Origin of the sequence: Streptomyces sp. NPDC050264 (assembly GCF_040655895.1) — a bacterium.
Classification (GTDB): Bacteria; Actinomycetota; Actinomycetes; order Streptomycetales; family Streptomycetaceae; genus Streptomyces.
The window spans coordinates 21723-38449 of the sequence record NZ_JBFAKV010000039.1; the positions used below are offsets into that span (position 1 = coordinate 21723).

A 16727-nucleotide genomic window follows, 5' to 3' on the forward strand; every position below is an offset into this window, starting at 1 on the left:
CTGCGCCGATTCGCTCACGCTCCGCATGGCGCTGCGTACCCTGTGGTGAGCGTGATGAGCGTGATGAGCGCGGTGGTGCGGTACGGCGCGACGGGGGATGGAAGCATGGAGTTCGGCTTCGGGCAGCGGCGTGGCGGTCAACTGCCCGTCGAGGTCACCACGTTCGTCGGCAGAGCGGACGAACTCGCGCAGGTCCAGGGCGCGTTCGAGCGGGCCAGGCTGGTCACGCTGGTCGGGCCCGGAGGGGTCGGCAAGAGCCGTACCGCGCTGCGGGCGGCGGCCGGGCTCGCCGGGCGGTTCCCCGACGGCGTGTGGCTGGTCGAGCTGAGTGCGCTGCGCGACCCCGAGCTGATCCCCGTGACGCTCGCCGCCGTGCTCCAACTCCCCGAGCAGGTCGGTATGGAGCCGCTCGACGTGATCGTCGAGCATCTGCGGGGGCGGCAGCTGCTCATCGTCCTCGACACGTGTGAGCATCTCGTCGACGCGTGCGCGATGCTCGCCGATGTGCTCCTGCGGGAGGCGGCCGGGGTGAGTGTCCTCGCCACCAGCCGGCAGCCGCTCGATGTGCCCGGCGAACACTGCTGCGCCATCGCGCCGCTCGAACCCGACGACGCCCTGGAACTGTTCGTGCAGCGGGCCGCGGCCGTCGTGCCCGGGTTCGCCGTGACCGACGCCAACCGCGAACAACTCGCCGCGCTTGCCGGGCGGTTGGACGGCATCCCGCTCGCACTGGAACTGGCCGCGGTGCGGTTGCGGGCCGTGTCGCTCGAACAGCTGGTGGAGCGGCTCGGCCAGCGGTTCGAGGTGCTCACCGGTGGCCGCCGCACCTCCCTGACCCGGCATCAGACACTGCGTACGGCCATCGGCTGGTCGCACGGACTGTGCACACCGCAGGAACGGCTGCTGTGGGCGCGGCTGTCCGTCTTCGCCGGCTCCTTCGAACTGTCGGCCGTCGAAGTGGTCGGCGCGGGAGGGGAGTTGGCCGACAGTGAGGTCCTGGAGTGCCTGATCGGGCTCGTCGACAAATCCGTCGTCCAGCGCATCGGGGAGAACGGCGGCCGCTACCGGCTGCTCGACACGATCCGTGAGTACGGTGCCGAGTGGCTGGCGCAGACCGGGCAGGAGGCCGCCGTCCGGGAGCGGCACTTCGCGTACTACCGGGAGCTCGGCCGACGCTACTGGGAGGAGTTCCTCACGCCCGCGCAGCCCGCGCACTACCGGCTGCTGCGTGCCGAGACGTCCGACCTGCGGGCCGCGCTCGAATACGCCTATGAGAACCCGGAGTCGGCGGCTGAGGGGCTGTGGCTCGCCGCGCAGCTGGGGCCCTTCTGGCGGGCGCTCGGGGTGCTGTCCGAAGGGCGCTACTGGATCGAGAAGGGGCTCGGACTTCTCGACGAGGTGGGTGAGGAACAGGCGTGGGGACGGTTCATGGTCGCCCTGTTCGCCGTCTGGTCCGGGGACCTGCCCGGCGCCCTGGAACTGTTCCACCGGGCCGTCGCGGTGGCCCGGGCATCCGGCAACGACCGCGTGGAGCTGTTCTGCGAGGCCTACCTCGGCGGCCTCCGCGCGCTGTGCGGGGAACCCGAAGGGCTGACCGCGCTGGAGGACGCGCGGCAGCGGATCGTGGCACGCGGCGACGGGCTCGGCATCGCGGTCGTCCACTACGAAAGCGCGCTGCTGCTCGGAGTGCTCGGCGACACCGACCGTGCGCTGGAACTGTGCCGCGTCGGCCTCGCGTACCTGGAGCGGACCGGCGAGCGGCAACTGTTCGCGTCCACGCTCCTCGTGCACGGGCTGATCCGGTGGCTCGGCGGGGAGCGCGCGGACGCGCTCGACTCGCTCTGCCGGGCCCTGGAAGCCGCCGCCGAGGTCGGCGAGGTGCTCATCGCCGCGATGTGCTGCCTCGGGCTCGGCTGGGCGTCCGCGCACGAGAAGCGGTACGTGCGGGCCGCCTGGTTGCTCGGGTACGCGCAGAACGCGCGGCGGCTGGCCGCCGGGGATCCGATCGCCATGCTGCCCTCGCTCTTCGAGGAGCAGGAAGCCGTGCGGGGCGCTGTGCAGCGGGCCCTGGGGGACGAGGAGTTCCGGCGGTGGACCGAGGTGGGGGCGCGGCTTTCCGGGGCCCGGGTGCTGGAGGCCGTGCTGGCCGGGGCCGATACGCCGGGGCCCGCGGTTTCCGCTGCGCGGGCCGCCGGGGGTGATGCGCTGACGCGGCGCGAGCGCGAGGTGGCCGCGTTGGTGGTCGAGGGGTTGTCCAACCGGGAGATCGCGGAGCGGCTGGTGATCTCCAAGCGGACCGCTGACGCGCATGTCGAGCACATTCTGGCGAAGCTCGGGGTGGGGTCCCGCACGGAGGTCGCCACCGGGTGGGGGCGGGTGGACAGTTCGGGGGGCTGAGCGCCGGTTGTGGGTGGCTGGGCGCGCAGTTTCCCGCGCCCCTGGCGGGGCTGGTCGTGGCCGGGACGCCCGAGGGCGGGAAGCCCCGGCACGCTCGCGCTACTGAGCCGCATGTTGACGCCGGTCCGCGCCCCGACCTCGCCCTCTAGGTATACGGACGCCCCACCCCTACGCAGAGATGCGTATACCTGTCTCCCGGCATACCGATGCCCCGCCTCCACCAGCCCCGCTTAGCTGTATGCGCGCCGAGCTTCGGGACGTAGCGCTTGGCGGGGGGCCGGGCAGTAATGGTCAACTCCCCACGGCTGTCGTGGCAACGGTCCCTCGTCGTGGTGCCGGAGCGGTGCGTTTCGGTGGCTGCCCTCGTCGGCGGGGCAGCCACCTCTCCTACGGTCCGCCGTGACCCCGCGGGCTGTCAGACCACCGGGGCCTTCGCCCGCAGCACCGTGAGGAACTCCCGCATCCAGCTCGGGTGGTCCGGCCAGGCGCGGGCCGAGACGAGGGTGCCGTCGACGACCGTCTCCGTGTCCTGGAAGGTGGCCCCGGCCGCCTGCATGTCCGGTTCGAGGGCCGGGTAGGCCGTCACGCGGCGGCCCCGCAGGCCATCGACCGCGGCGGTCAGGAGCGGGCCGTGGCAGATCTGGGCGACGGGTTTGTCGGTGTCGAAGAAGGACTTGACGATCTTGCGGAGTTCGCCGTCGCCGCGCAGGTACTCCGGCGCCCGGCCGCCCGGGATCACCAGGGCGGCGTACTGCCCCGGGTCGACTTCCGCGAAGGACAGGTCGGCCGGCCAGGTGTAGCCCGGTTTCTCCGTGTACGTATCGAAGCCGGGCTCGAAGTCGTGCACCACGAAGCGCAGCTGCTTGCGGTTCGGGGCCGCGATGTGGACTTCGTATCCCTCCTCGCGCAGCCGTTGGTACGGGTAGAGGACCTCCAGCGACTCCGCCGCGTCGCCGGTCACGATCAGGATCTTGGGTGCCATTGGTCACACGCTCCCCTCGACGAACCGGTATCCGCCGTCGTGCCCAACCTGCCGCCGCCCAGTGCTCCTGGCAAGAGGGCGCGGTTCTGTGCAGAGTGTCAAAGTTCCGACGCTTGTTTTGTACACATGCAGCTCATGACGGGTCCCCCGTGGGGAGCGATAGCCTGGGTCCCGTGATCAGCGCGATATCTCGCGGGGGCATCGTCGCCCCCTGCCCGCGCCGGGAGTACACGGGTCGCCACAGCGACCGTGCCCGGCGCTCAGCCACTGATCGTTTCGGGCAGATGGCCAGTTCGTTGAAAATGGCGCATTTCCGTCCGCCCTTCTTCCAATCCGGCATAACGTCGAGTCAGACCGGACACCCCGCGTCGCGGCGTTATGTCGAGCGATTCATGATCGTCACGTCTACGTCACGCAATGGCGCGCGACAGGAGCCAGAGGACAATGCAGACCAAGCTGGACGAAGCCAAAGCCGAGCTGCTCGCACGGGCCGCCCGGGTAGCTGAGAACAGCCCGGTGGGGGGTCACCTACCGACTGGGGCGGCGGACGGGGGCCCGCCCGGTCCCCTGGACCAGGAAACCGTGCTCGCGTTCCTCCAGCGCTACTACCTGCACACCGCAGCCGAGGACCTCACGGACCGCGACCCGGTCGACATCTTCGGAGCGGCGTACGCGCACTACCGTCTCGCCGAGAACCGGCCGCAGGGCACCGCGAACGTCAAGGTGCACACCCCGACCGTCGAGGAGAACGGCTGGACCTGCAGCCACTCCGTCGTCGAGGTCGTCACCGACGACATGCCGTTCCTCGTGGACTCCGTCACCAACGAGCTGTCCCGGCAGGGTCGCGGCATCCACGTCGTCATCCACCCGCAGGTCGTCGTCCGCCGCGACGTCACGGGCAAGCTCCTGGAAGTGCTGCCGGCCGGCAGCACCGCCGAGGGCCACGACGTGCTCACCGAGTCGTGGATCCACGTGGAGACGGACCGCGAGAGCGACCGCGAGGACCTCAAGCAGATCACCGCCGATCTGCTGCGCGTCCTGTCCGACGTGCGGGAGTGCGTCGAGGACTGGGAGAAGATGCGCGACGCGTCGCTGCGCATCGCCGACGAGCTGCCGCGCGAGCCCACCGCGGGCGACCTGGACGAGCAGGAGGTCGAGGAGGCCCGCGAGCTGCTCCGCTGGCTGTCCGCCGACCACTTCACGTTCCTCGGCTTTCGCGAGTACGACCTCACCGAGGACGACTCGCTCGCCGCCGTGCCCGGCACCGGACTCGGCATCCTGCGCGCCGACCCGCAGCACGAGGGCGACGACCACCACCCGGTCTCGCCGTCCTTCAACCGGCTGCCGGACGACGCCCGCGCCAAGGCCCGCGAGCACCGCCTGCTGGTGCTGACCAAGGCCAACAGCCGCTCCACCGTGCACCGGCCCAGCTACCTCGACTACGTAGGCGTGAAGAAGTTCGACGCCGAGGGCAATGTCGTCGGCGAGCGGCGTTTCCTCGGGCTCTTCTCCTCCGCCGCGTACACCGAGTCGGTGCGCCGCGTCCCCGTCATCCGCCGCAAGGTCGCCGAGGTCCTCAAGGGCGCGGGCTTCTCGCCCGCCAGCCACGACGGTCGCGACCTGATGCAGATCATGGAGACGTACCCGCGCGACGAGCTGTTCCAGACCCCGGCCGACGAGCTGCGGGCCATCGTCACCTCCGTGCTGTACCTCCAGGAGCGCCGCCGGCTCCGCCTGTACCTGCGCAAGGACGAGTACGGGCGCTACTACTCGGCCCTCGTCTACCTGCCGCGCGACCGCTACACCACGGGTGTGCGCCTGCGGATCATCGACATCCTCAAGGAGGAACTCGGCGGCACCAACGTCGACTTCACCGCCTGGAACACCGAGTCGATCCTCTCCCGGCTGCACTTCGTCGTCCGGGTCGCGCCCGGCACCGAGCTGCCACAGCTCTCCGACGCCGACAAGGACCGCATCGAGGCCCGGCTCGTCGAGGCCGCCCGCTCCTGGGCCGACGGCTTCGGCGAGGCGCTGAACGCCGAGTGCGGCGAGGAGCGCGCCGCCGAGCTGCTGCGCCGCTACGGCGGCTCGTTCCCCGAGGGCTACAAGGCGGACCACTCGCCGCGCGCGGCCGTCGCCGACCTGGTCCACCTGGAGCAGCTGAAGCGCGGGGGCAAGGACTTCGCGCTCTCCCTGTACGAGCCGGTGGGCGCGGCCCCCGGCGAGCGCCGCTTCAAGATCTACCGGACCGGCGCGCCCGTCTCGCTCTCCGCCGTCCTGCCGGTGCTCCAGCGCCTGGGCGTCGAGGTCACCGACGAGCGCCCGTACGAACTGCGCTGCAACGACCGTACGACCGCGTGGATCTACGACTTCGGGCTGCGGCTGCCCAAGCCGGCCAACGGCGGCGCGGACGACCTCGGTACCGACGGCCGCGAGCGGTTCCAGGAGGCCTTCGCCGCCACCTGGACCGGGCTCGCCGAGAACGACGGCTTCAACTCCCTCGTGCTGGGCGCCGGGCTGAACTGGCGGCAGGCGATGGTGCTGCGCGCGTACGCCAAGTACCTGCGCCAGGCGGGCTCCACGTTCAGCCAGGACTACATGGAGGACACCCTCCGCACGAACGTGCACACCACCCGGCTGCTCGTCTCCCTCTTCGAGGCGCGGATGTCACCGGAGCGCCAGCGCGCCGGGACCGAGCTGATCGACGGGCTGCTCGAAGAGGTCGACGGCGCCCTCGACCAGGTGGCCTCGCTGGACGAGGACCGGATCCTGCGGTCCTTCCTGACCGTCATCAAGGCGACGCTGCGGACCAACTTCTTCCAGGAGGCGGGTGGCGGTCAGCCGCACGCGTACGTCTCCATGAAGTTCGACCCGCAGGCCATCCCGGACCTGCCCGCGCCGCGGCCCGCGTACGAGATCTGGGTGTACTCGCCCCGCGTCGAGGGCGTGCACCTGCGCTTCGGCAAGGTCGCGCGCGGCGGTCTGCGCTGGTCCGACCGGCGCGAGGACTTCCGCACCGAGATCCTCGGCCTGGTCAAGGCGCAGATGGTCAAGAACACCGTCATCGTGCCGGTCGGCGCGAAGGGCGGGTTCGTCGCCAAGCAGCTGCCCGACCCGAGCGTGGACCGGGACGCCTGGCTCGCCGAGGGCATCCGCAGCTACAAGACCTTCATCTCGGCGCTGCTCGACATCACCGACAACCTGGTGGCCGGCGAGGTCGTGCCGCCCAACGAGGTCGTGCGGCACGACGGGGACGACACGTACCTCGTGGTCGCGGCCGACAAGGGCACGGCGACGTTCTCCGACATCGCCAACGAGGTCGCGGGCAGCTACAACTTCTGGCTCGGCGACGCCTTCGCCTCCGGCGGCTCGGCCGGATACGACCACAAGGTCATGGGCATCACCGCGCGCGGCGCCTGGGAGTCCGTCGAGCGGCACTTCCGCGAGCTGGGCGTCGACACCCAGTCCGAGGACTTCACGGTCGTCGGCGTGGGCGACATGAGCGGTGACGTCTTCGGCAACGGGATGCTGCTCAGCGAGCACATCCGGCTCGTCGCGGCCTTCGACCACCGGCACATCTTCATCGACCCGAAGCCGGTCGCGGAGACCTCGTACGCCGAGCGCCGCCGGATGTTCGAGCTGCCGCGCTCCTCGTGGGCCGACTACAACAAGGAGCTGATCTCCGCGGGCGGCGGCATCTTCCCGCGCTCCGCCAAGGCGATCCAGCTCAACGCCCACATCCGTACGGCCCTCGGCATCGAGTCGCGTCAGGCGAAGATGACTCCGGCCGAGCTGATGAAGGCCATCCTGCAGGCGCCCGTCGACCTGCTGTGGAACGGCGGCATCGGTACGTACGTGAAGTCCTCTGCGGAGTCGAACGCGGACGTCGGCGACAAGGCCAACGACGCCATCCGCGTCGACGGTCACGCCGTGCGGGCCCAGGTCATCGGCGAGGGCGGCAACCTCGGCGCGACCCAGCTGGGCCGCATCGAGTTCGCCAGGACCGGCGGCAAGGTCAACACCGACGCGATCGACAACAGCGCCGGCGTGAACACCTCCGACGTCGAGGTCAACATCAAGATCCTGCTCAACGGCCTCGTCGCGGAAGGGGACTTGACGGTCAAGCAGCGCAACAGGCTGCTCGCCGCGATGACCGACGAGGTCGGGCACCTGGTGCTGCGCAACAACTACGCGCAGAACGTGGCGCTCTCCAACGCCGAGGCCCAGTCGCCGTCCCTGCTCCACGCCCACCAGCGGTTCATGCGCCGGCTCGGCAAGCAGGGTCACCTCGACCGGTCCCTGGAGTTCCTGCCCAACGACCGGCAGATCAAGGAACTCCTCAACTCCGGGCGCGGGCTGAGCCAGCCGGAGTTGGCCGTCCTCCTCGCGTACACGAAGATCACGGCCGCGGACGAGCTCATCCACACGAGCCTGCCCGACGACGACTACCTGCGCCGCCTGCTGCACGCCTACTTCCCGCAGCCGCTGCGCGAGAAGTACGGCGAGGCGATCGACGGGCACGCGCTGCGCCGCGAGATCATCACGACGGTTCTCGTCAACGACACGGTGAACACGGGCGGTTCGACCTTCCTGCACCGGCTGCGCGAGGAGACCGGGGCGTCGCTGGAGGAGATCGTGCGGGCGCAGCTCGCGGCCCGCGAGATCTTCGGGCTCAGCGAGGTGTGGGACGCGGTGGAGGCCCTCGACAATGTCGTCGCCGCCGATGTCCAGACCCGGATCAGGCTGCACTCGCGCCGGCTCGTCGAGCGCGGCGCGCGGTGGCTGCTCAACAACCGGCCGCAGCCGCTGCAGCTGGCCGAGACGATCTCCGCGTTCAAGGACGGCGTCACCGAGGTGTGGGCCGCCATGCCGAAGATGCTCAAGGGCTCGGACGTCGAGTGGTACCAGTCGATCTTCGACGAGCTGACCGGCGCGGGTGTGCCGGAGGAGCTGGCCGGGCGGGTCGCCGGGTTCTCCTCCGCGTTCCCGACGCTCGACATCGTGCAGATCGCCGACCGCATGGGCAAGGACGCGCTGTCCGTCGCCGAGGTGTACTACGACCTCGCCGACCGGCTCTCCATCACCCAGCTCATGGACCGCATCATCGAGCTGCCGCGGGCCGACCGCTGGCAGTCGATGGCCCGCGCCTCGATCCGTGAGGACCTGTACGCGGCGCACGCCGCCCTGACGGCCGACGTGCTGGCCGCCGGGAACGGGACGTCCACGCCGGAGCAGCGGTTCAAGGCGTGGGAAGAGAAGAACGCGCCGATCCTGGGCCGGGCGCGTACCACCCTGGAGGAGATCCAGGGCTCGGACGCCTTCGACCTGGCGAACCTGTCGGTCGCGATGCGGACGATGCGGACGCTGCTGCGCGTGCACTCGTAGGGGCCGCGCGGAGGGGGGCGCCCCGGACCGGTCGTGTACCGGCCGGGGCGCCCCCGTCTCCGTTCTCCTCCGTTCCCCTCCGTTCCGATGTTCTGACCCGACGTTCTGACCCGACGGGCGGGTTCGACATACGCCGCGAATCCGGGCATTCCGTCTAAAGTGAAACTGATTGTCTGACAGATGACAGATCAGGGAGAGCCGATGCCGTCGATGCCGTCGAAGCCGTCCGGGCCGGATGCGAAGCCGGCGGCCCGCGCGGTCGCACTGCCCGCCGACTGGGCCGCGACGCCGCTGACCGTCGTCATGCCGACGTACAACGAGGCGGGGAATCTGCCCGGGATGGCCGAGGCGCTGATGGCGCTGCCACTGCCGGGCCTGCGCCTCCTCGTCGTCGACGACTCCAGCCCCGACGGGACGGGCGAGATCGCCGAGGAGCACGTGCGCCGGTTCGGCCCCGAGCGGATGGCCGTCCTGCACCGGGCCGGCAAGGAAGGCCTCGGGCGCGCGTACGCCGCGGGCATGGGGCAGGCCGTCGCCGACGGCGCGCGGTATGTCCTGCAGATGGACGCCGACGGCAGCCACCCCGCCGCGAAGGTCCCGGAGATGCTGGGAGTCGCCCTCTCGACCGGCGCCGGGGTCACCATGGGCAGCCGCTACGTCCAGGGCGGCACCCTCTCCGACGCCTGGGGCGCACACCGCCGGCTGCTGTCCCGCTGGGCGAACGCGTACGCGGGCACCATCCTCGGCACCCGGGTCCGCGACATCACCGGCGGCTTCAACCTGTGGCGCGAGGACACGCTGCGCGCCATCGACCTGGCCTCCGTGGACAGCGCGGGCTACAGCTTCCAGGTCGAGATGAAGTACCGGGCGCTGCGCCGCGGTTACTCGGTGATGGAGGTGCCGATCCACTTCGAGGACCGCACGGTCGGCGAGTCCAAGATGAGCCTGATGGTGCAGCTGGAGTCCGTCGCCATGCCGTGGAAGCTGCGCGCGAGTGCGCGCCGCCGGTAGCTGGACGGCGCGGGGCGCCGCCCTGCTGCTCCTCGTCCTGCTGACGGCCGTCGTCGTACGCCTGCCGTGGGTCGGGGACCTCGGCATCCACGCCGCCACGATCGAGCGCCTGCGGCACGACCTGCTCGACCCGGGCGATCCGCTGGTCGCGGCCGACGCCCCGAGCCCGTACTACACGCCCTGGACGCTGCTGCTCGGCTGCGTCGCGAAGCCGACCGGGCTCGGGGTCTTCGTGGTGCTGCGCATCGGGGCGCTGGTGTCGCTGGCGGTGCTGGTCACCGGGGTGTGGTCATTCGTCGGTACGTTCGTGGAGAGCGCGGCCGGGCGGTGGCGGCAGAGCGCCGTGGTCGCGCTCGTGCTGCTCTCGCTGGTGCTGCTGTGGGGCACGGCCCTGTTCCGCTGGAGCGGGTTCCTGGGCCTCGACTCCCTTGCCCTGACGGTCTCCTACCCCAGTACGTTCGCGCTCGGCGCCTCCTTCTGGCTGTGGTCGCTGCTGCGCCGGGCCACCGCCTGGGCGCACTTCCTGGGGGCGGGGGTCCTGTGGGCGGTGATCCTGCTCAGCCACCAGTTCACCGGGGTGGTCGCCTCGCTCGGGGCGGCGGCGATGCTGCTCGGGGCGCGGCCGTGGCCCGGGCGGGCGGCGTGGGTGCGGCTCGGCGCGGGGCTCGCGCTGGGCGTGCTGCTGCTGGCCGTCTGGCCGTACTACTCCTTCTTCGGTCTGTTCGGCGTCGGCGGCCTGGAGGAGATCCACCGCTCGCTGTACCGGGATCTGCCCGGCCGGTTCTGGCTGGTGGCGCTCGTCGGCGGCGCGGCCCTCGCGCTCCGCTGGTGGCGTGACCGGCGCGATCCGCTGGTCCTGTTCTGCCTGTTCGGGGCGGTGGTGTTCGCGGCGGGCGGGCTGAGCGGGCACTGGTCGTGGGGCCGGGTGCTGCCCGCGGTGCTGGTCCCCGCGCAGGTCGCGGCGGGCCTGGAGGTGTTCTGCGCGCCGCGCCGCGCGGTACGGGCCGGGTTCGGCTGGGTGGTCGCCGGGGCGCTGGCCCTGGGGGCGTGGACCCAGTCCGGGGTGCTGGGTTGTGTCCTGCCGCGCTCGGCCCTGCCGTCCGCGGTCGCCGCCAAGTACCGGGAGCCCTGGGCCGGTTACCACTGGATCACGCCGTGGGTGAAGTACGGGGACGTGGTGCTGGCCAAGAAGTTCCCGGCCCGGCAGATCCCGGCGTACGGGGCGTACACGGTGGCCCCCGGGTACCCGGACTTCTTCCTCGCGGACGAGAAGGCGCGGGTCTCGGCGATGCGCACGTACTTCGCGGCGGGTTCGTCGCGGGACCAGCGGGCGGGCGTGCTGCGGCGGTACGGGGTGCGGTGGGTCGTGGCGTATCCCGGTGACGGCGGGCTGCCGCTGGAGCGGGTCGCCGCGGGTCCGCGCGGGCAGGTCCTGTACCGCGTGCGGAATGCGGCCCGCGTCAGCGCGCGAACTTCTTGACGGCCGCCTCCGTGACGGGGGTGAAGAAGTTGACGAGGTTGCCGTCGGGGTCGCGGAAGAGCAGCGAGCGGTTGCCCCAGGGCATCGTGGTGGGCTCGGCGACGAACTCGGTGACGTACGCGGAGTCGGCCAGGTCCCGGTGGACGCGGTCCACGTCGTCGACGAGGAACTCGGTGATCACACTCTGGTTCGCCGCCGGGCGCGCGGAGTCCGGGGCGAACAGGGGGACCGTGCGGGTGCTCGCGATCGCGAGCGTCGCGGCGGGGGTGCTGAGCTCGGCGAAGTCCTCGGTGGCCCAGGCCGCCTTCACCCCGGTGACGCGCTCGTAGAACGCGACGAGGCGGGCGACGTCGGCGGTGATGATGCGGATCGAGACGAAGTTCATGGGGGCTCCTGTGGTGCTGAAGTTTCTGTTCTTGCCTGTGATGTCTGTGTTGCTTGTTGCTGTTGCTGTGTTCGCAGCCTAGGAGGGATAGAGGACAGAATCGGTCCGGTATCGGCGTTAGTCTTTGAACATGCCTCGCCCCGCCGCCCGCGTACTCACTCTCCTGGAGCTGCTGCAGTCGGGCGGCACCCGCACGGTCGCCGAGCTGGCCGAGCGACTCGGCGTCGAGGGACGCACCGTGCGCCGCTACGTGGGCCAGCTGATCGACCTCGACGTACCCGTGGAGTCGGTGCGCGGCCGCTACGGCGGATACCGGCTCGCTCCCGGGTACCGCCTGCCGCCGCTCATGCTCAGCGACGACGAGGCGCTGGTCGTGCTGCTCGGCCTGATCGCCGGGCGCAGGACCGGACTGATGACGGCGGGGCAGACCGCGAGCGAGACGGCGTCGGCCAAGATCCGGCGGGTGCTGCCCAAGCACGTCGCCGGCCGGCTCGACACGCTGCTGGAATCGCTCGACTTCACGGACCGGCCGGGGGAGTTCGAGGCCCCGGACGCCGGTGTCCTGCTCACCGTCGCCGACGCGGTGCGCCACCACCGGCCTGTCTCGATGCGCTACACCGACGGCGGCGGCCGGCGCAGCGAGCGCACGCTGCACGCCTACGGGATCGTCGCCCATTCGGGGCGGTGGTACGTCGCGGGCCGGGACGGCCGCAGCGGCGAGGACCGGACCTTCCGGCTCGACCGGATCACGGACGCGCGGGCCCTGCCCGGCTCGTTCGAGCCGCCCGAGGGCGCCGGCCCGGCGGAGCGCGTGCTGACGGGGTTCGCCACGGCCGAGTACCGGCATGAGGTGACCCTGCGCGTTCAAGGGACGCAGGAGCAGATCCGCGCCCACCTCCCGGCCAGTGTCGCGCTCCTGGAAGAACTCGAAAGCGAGGGTGAGGGCGGGGAGACCGGTGGCTGGCTGCGCGTCCGGCTGCGGGCGGAGCGGCTCGACTGGCTGCCCCCGGTGCTGGCCGCGCTCGACCGGCCGTTCGTCATCGAGGGCCCCGACGAACTGCGCGACCTCGTCGGGGCGTTCGCGGAGCGCCTCGCGTCCTACGCGAGGATCAGCCGGACCGCCTGACGGACCTTGCGGACCAGCGGCGTGCCCGCCACCCGGCGCACGACGGGCTGCACCAGCCTGGCCGCCGGCCCCACCGGTTCCCACCGCACCTGCAGCCGCCCGGCCCCTCGCCCCTCCGGCTCCACGGTCACCCGGTGCTGGTCCACACGGCACGTGAACGCGGGGAAGTCCAGCGGCGCCAGCAGCAACCCCGTGTTGCGCAGGCCCCCCGCGGTCTGGAGCTGCAGCAGCGGATGACGGATCCCGTCGAAGCCCTGCAACGGCAGCGCGGCGGCGGCCAGGTCGAGGAGGACCCGCCCCTCGAAGACGCCGGGCCGCACCGGATCGAGCCGGAACCGGACGGTCAGGCGTTTGCGGCCGGGGGAGATGACCAGCGAAGCGACCTGCGGGCCGACCGGCAGGCGCAGCCCGGGATCGTAGGTGCGCACCCGCAGCAGCACGGACGCGGGCCCCGGACCCCGTTCGAGCCGCGCGATCTCGTGCCGGAACTGGGCCCGGGGGAAGGGCCGGGAGCCCAACGCCAGGTCGGTCAGGCACAGTTCACGGCGCCCGGCCCTCGTCGCGGGGATTTCGGAGCCCCAGTAGACGGTCCCGGCCGGGTCCGCGACGGTCGCCTGCGGAGCGACCCCGTGGCCGAGCCCGCGCGCCGCGATCCGCGCGTCGTCGAGGCGGCCGTCGCGCACCAGTTGCAGCACCACCCGCTCGGCGCGCGGCAGCCGCGCGTACGCCCCGGTCATGAGCCGCGCCAGATACGGGTTGACGAGGTCCGCGAACCCGGACAGCCACTCCTCGTCCCGGTAGGGCAGGTCGCCCGCGTACATCCGGAAGTCGTGCTTGAGGAACTTGTAGTCCTTGGCCTCGCGCAGCGCCGGGCTGTAGCCGCCCTCCGTCAGGAAGTCGTCGATGAGTTCCTGTACGTGGACGCGGTCGCCGACGTTGCTCAGCTTGTGCCGCTGGTTGGAGATGGAGGCCGCGGACTCCTCGGCGTACGGCGCGATGTACCAGCGGTACACCCGCTCCGGGATGATCGTGAACGCCTTCGCGAGGCAGTAGGCCTGCGCGGAGAAGAGCTGGTCCTCGTAGTGGATGCCCTCGGGGAAGCGCAGGTCGTGGCGGTCCAGGAAGGCGCGGGCGTACATCTTGCTGGTCGACAGGTGCTCGAAGAACAGGCCGGGCTCGGACTCGATGCCGTCCACCGTGCGGCGCTCGGCGACCAGGTGCGGCATCCAGACCGAGGTGCGGCCCGTGTCGACGCGGACCCGCTCCACCGCGCCCATCGCGAAATCGATGCCGGGCCGCTCGCGGTGTGCGGCGAGTAGCAACTCCACTGCGCGCGGCGGGAGTTCGTCGTCGCTGTCGAGGAACATCAGGTAGGGCGCGCGGGCGATGTCGATGGCCCGGTTGCGCGGAGCACTGCAACCGCCGGAGTTCTCCGGGAGGCGCAGATACGTGATGCGGTCGTCGCCTGCCGCCAACGCCCGTGCCACCTCCGGGGTGTTGTCGCAGGAGTGGTCGTCGCTGATGACGATCTCGATGTTCGCGTGCGTCTGCGCCAGGAGCGAGGCGACCGCGCGCGGGAGGCGCTCCGCGTCGTTGTAGACGATGACCGTGACGGTGACATCCGGGGTGAGTGCCATCAGCGGGTCGCCTCCTCGGGCGTGGGGGCGGGGGTGCGCGACTCGACCGGCACGACCGGCGGCAGGGCCTCCTCGGGCTCGCCGAGGAAGACGCGGCGCACGACCCGCTCGGCGGCGTGCCCGTCGTCGAACTCGCAGAAGCGGCGCCGGAAGTGGGCGCGGGCCTTGGCGGAGACGTCGTCGCGCCAGGCGTCGGTCGTGAGGAGTTCCGTCAACTCGCCCTCGCTGCGCGCGACATGGCCCGGCGGCTCGGCCATCAGGTCGAAGTAGACGCCGCGGGTCTTCGCGTACGTGTCCCAGTCGTCGGCGTAGCTGATGACCGGGCGGTCCAGGTTGGCGTAGTCGAACATGATCGACGAGTAGTCCGTGATCAGCGCGTCCGAGGCCAGGGCCAGCTCCTCCACCGGGTCGTACGCGGAGACGTCGATGACGTGGCCGCTGCGGCGCAGGGTCGCGAGCGGGGAGGCCGAGCCGCCGTAGAAGTAGTGGCCGCGGACCAGCAGGACCGTGTCGTCGCCGAGGCGTTCGGAGAGCGCGGCGAGGTCCAGGCGCGGGGTCCAGCTCGCCTCGTAGTCCCGGTGCGTCGGCGCGTACAGGATCGCGCGCCTGCCGGGGGCGATGCCCAGGCGGTCGCGGACCGCGCGGATGTCGGCGGCGCCCGCGCTGTAGTAGACGTCGTTGCGCGGGTAGCCGTGGTCGAGGGACACATAGCGCGAGGGGTAGGCGTGCTCCCACATGCGGGTGGAGTGGCCGTTGGCGCTGACGCTGTAGTCCCACTTGTCGACGCGGGAGAGCAGCGCGTCGAAGTCGAGGCCCTTGGACGCCGTCGGATAGTCGCGCTGGTCGAGGCCCATCTTCTTCAGCGGCGTGCCGTGGTGCGTCTGGAGGTGCACCGCGCCGGGGCGCTTGACCACGGCGTTGGGGAAGTTGACGTTGTTGACGAGGTACTTGGCGCGGGCCAGCACCTCCCAGTAGCGGCGCGTGCCGGGCACGACGTGGTCCGTGCCCGGCGGCAGCAGCGGCTCCGCCGCCTTGGAGACGACCCACACCGGGTGGATGTGCGGCGCGAGTTCGGCGAGCTTCGCCGCCGTCGCCCCCGGATTGCAGGCGACCCCACGGTCCCAGTACGCGGAGAACACGGCCAGGCCGGGGTCGACCGGCTCACGCAGCACCCGCTGGTAGTGCAGGTCGCGCACCTTGACGCCGAACTTCTTCTTGCCGGAGCGCACCGCTTTGCGCAGGTCGCGCCGCTTGTGGTTGGCGCTCTGGAACGCGCGGTACTTCGTGTACGCGTCCTCTTCGAGGAGGCGCCGCCGGATGCCCTCCAGGCCCGCGGGGCGCCGGTACCCCTCCGGCCGCCAGCGCACGGCCGCCGCCGACGCCCGGTGGAAGAACTCCCGCGCCACCGCGTCCGGCATCGCCTGGCGGGCCACGATCCGCATCGACTCCGTGGCCATCAGGTCGTACAGGACGGCGCGCGGCCGGACCGGGGTGGCCACGCGCCGCATGATCCGCTGCAGATCCTCGTACGCCCCGACGAGTCCGTACCGCTGCCCGGCCGTCACCGGCGGCAGGCTCTCGGTCCGCAGTACCCGTACGTCGACGATCGCCTGCTCCAGGCAGGCGATCCGGTCGGCCAGGACCAGGGCGGCGCGGGCGGCGAACATCTCGGCGGACGCCTCCTCGGCGTCGGCCAGTTCGGAGTGGTGCGCGTGCCAGAACGCGGCGCGCACGACGCGGTTGCCGAGCAGCGGAGCCACGCGCAGCAGCTGGGGGGCGTCGGCCAGGGTCAGGTCGCGGCGGCCCACGCGGGCCAGGCGCCCGGCGTCGATGCCGGCCCCGCCGGTCGAGCGCCAGGTCGACCGGACGTGGTCCGCGACCACGACATCCACCTCGCCCGCTCCTCCCGCCGCGTCCCGCACCTCGGCCAGCCGGTCGAGCAGGGCCCGCGGCGCGCCCGTCGGCACCCGGTCCTTGGAGTGCACGAACCAGAGCCAGGTGCCGGCGGCCCGCTCGGCGCCCGCGGCGCGCGCGGCGGAGTCGGAGGCGTCCTGCGGCAGTGGTACGACGGTGCCGCCGTGCCGCGCCGCGACGGACTGCGCGCCCTCGCCGACCGCGGCCGTCAACAACTCGGTGTCCGGCGGGAGTTGAGAGGCGACGCTGTCCAGGCAGGCGCCCAGCAGGCCCTGCACGTCGCGGCCGTACACGATGACGCTCAGCTGTGTCATGACAGACCCCGCCCTTCCCGGCGGCGCGCCCCGGGCCCGGTTCCGGCCCGGGATATGACGGTCACACTCAGCCCGGTCCTGGCCATGACCTGCACG

At 71.7% G+C, this 16727-nt stretch carries 9 protein-coding genes; 5 read left to right on the forward strand and 4 right to left on the reverse strand.

Annotated features, from left to right (window positions below):
* The first annotated feature begins 105 nt into the window (after positions 1–105).
* Positions 106–2397, forward strand: coding sequence for a LuxR C-terminal-related transcriptional regulator (locus AB0J02_RS40490; protein ID WP_363198945.1), 2292 nt, complete (start codon positions 106–108; stop codon positions 2395–2397).
* A 415-nt stretch (positions 2398–2812) separates the two neighbouring features.
* Here AB0J02_RS40490 and AB0J02_RS40495 read toward each other — a convergent pair whose 3' ends face one another.
* Positions 2813–3379, reverse strand: coding sequence for a DJ-1/PfpI family protein (locus AB0J02_RS40495; RefSeq protein ID WP_363198922.1), 567 nt, complete (start codon positions 3377–3379; stop codon positions 2813–2815).
* Between the two features lie 444 nt (positions 3380–3823).
* Between AB0J02_RS40495 and AB0J02_RS40500 the strand changes: the two genes are divergently transcribed.
* The 3 genes from AB0J02_RS40500 to AB0J02_RS40510 all read left to right on the forward strand — a co-directional run bounded on the left by AB0J02_RS40500 (position 3824) and on the right by AB0J02_RS40510 (position 11255).
* A complete protein-coding gene (locus tag AB0J02_RS40500) occupies positions 3824–8764 on the forward strand; it encodes an NAD-glutamate dehydrogenase (protein ID WP_363198923.1) in 4941 nt (1646 codons plus the stop codon).
* 210 nt (positions 8765–8974) lie between these two features.
* Positions 8975–9775, forward strand: coding sequence for a polyprenol monophosphomannose synthase (locus tag AB0J02_RS40505; RefSeq protein WP_363198946.1), 801 nt, complete (start codon positions 8975–8977; stop codon positions 9773–9775).
* Entirely contained in the window at positions 9759–11255 is a 1497-nt protein-coding gene (locus tag AB0J02_RS40510; protein WP_363198924.1) for a hypothetical protein, read from the forward strand. Before AB0J02_RS40505 ends, AB0J02_RS40510 begins: the two co-directional genes overlap by 17 nt.
* On the opposite strand, the gene AB0J02_RS40515 is transcribed toward AB0J02_RS40510, so the two are convergent.
* Positions 11236–11640, reverse strand: a complete 405-nt coding sequence (locus AB0J02_RS40515; protein WP_363198925.1) for a VOC family protein — start codon at positions 11638–11640, stop codon at positions 11236–11238. The two genes, AB0J02_RS40510 and AB0J02_RS40515, sit on opposite strands and share 20 nt — an antisense overlap.
* A 130-nt stretch (positions 11641–11770) precedes the next feature.
* On the opposite strand from AB0J02_RS40515, the gene AB0J02_RS40520 reads away from it, so the two are divergent.
* Positions 11771–12766, forward strand: a complete 996-nt coding sequence (locus AB0J02_RS40520; RefSeq protein ID WP_363198926.1) for a YafY family protein — start codon at positions 11771–11773, stop codon at positions 12764–12766.
* Here AB0J02_RS40520 and AB0J02_RS40525 read toward each other — a convergent pair.
* Both AB0J02_RS40525 and AB0J02_RS40530 read right to left on the reverse strand, forming a co-directional pair.
* Positions 12739–14403 carry a glycosyltransferase family A protein gene (locus AB0J02_RS40525; RefSeq protein WP_363198927.1) on the reverse strand — a complete coding sequence of 555 codons (1665 nt, stop codon included), beginning with the start codon at positions 14401–14403 and terminating at the stop codon, positions 12739–12741. The genes AB0J02_RS40520 and AB0J02_RS40525 overlap by 28 nt on opposite strands.
* Complete coding sequence (locus AB0J02_RS40530) at positions 14403–16631, reverse strand: CDP-glycerol glycerophosphotransferase family protein (RefSeq protein WP_363198928.1); 2229 nt, start codon at positions 16629–16631, stop codon at positions 14403–14405. Before AB0J02_RS40530 ends, AB0J02_RS40525 begins: the two co-directional genes overlap by 1 nt.
* Between the last annotated feature and the right edge of the window lie 96 nt (positions 16632–16727).

Excerpts from the sequence above, each read along its gene's own strand:
- AB0J02_RS40490 (WP_363198945.1), top strand. The coding sequence starts at position 106 with ATGGAGTTCGGCTTCGGGCAGCGGCGTGGCGGTCAACTGCCCGTCGAG.
- AB0J02_RS40495 (WP_363198922.1), bottom strand. The coding sequence starts at position 3,379 with ATGGCACCCAAGATCCTGATCGTGACCGGCGACGCGGCGGAGTCGCTG.
- AB0J02_RS40500 (WP_363198923.1), top strand. The coding sequence starts at position 3,824 with ATGCAGACCAAGCTGGACGAAGCCAAAGCCGAGCTGCTCGCACGGGCC.
- AB0J02_RS40505 (WP_363198946.1), top strand. The coding sequence starts at position 8,975 with ATGCCGTCGAAGCCGTCCGGGCCGGATGCGAAGCCGGCGGCCCGCGCG.
- AB0J02_RS40515 (WP_363198925.1), bottom strand. The coding sequence starts at position 11,640 with ATGAACTTCGTCTCGATCCGCATCATCACCGCCGACGTCGCCCGCCTC.
- AB0J02_RS40520 (WP_363198926.1), top strand. The coding sequence starts at position 11,771 with ATGCCTCGCCCCGCCGCCCGCGTACTCACTCTCCTGGAGCTGCTGCAG.
- AB0J02_RS40525 (WP_363198927.1), bottom strand. The coding sequence starts at position 14,403 with ATGGCACTCACCCCGGATGTCACCGTCACGGTCATCGTCTACAACGAC.
- AB0J02_RS40530 (WP_363198928.1), bottom strand. The coding sequence starts at position 16,631 with ATGACACAGCTGAGCGTCATCGTGTACGGCCGCGACGTGCAGGGCCTG.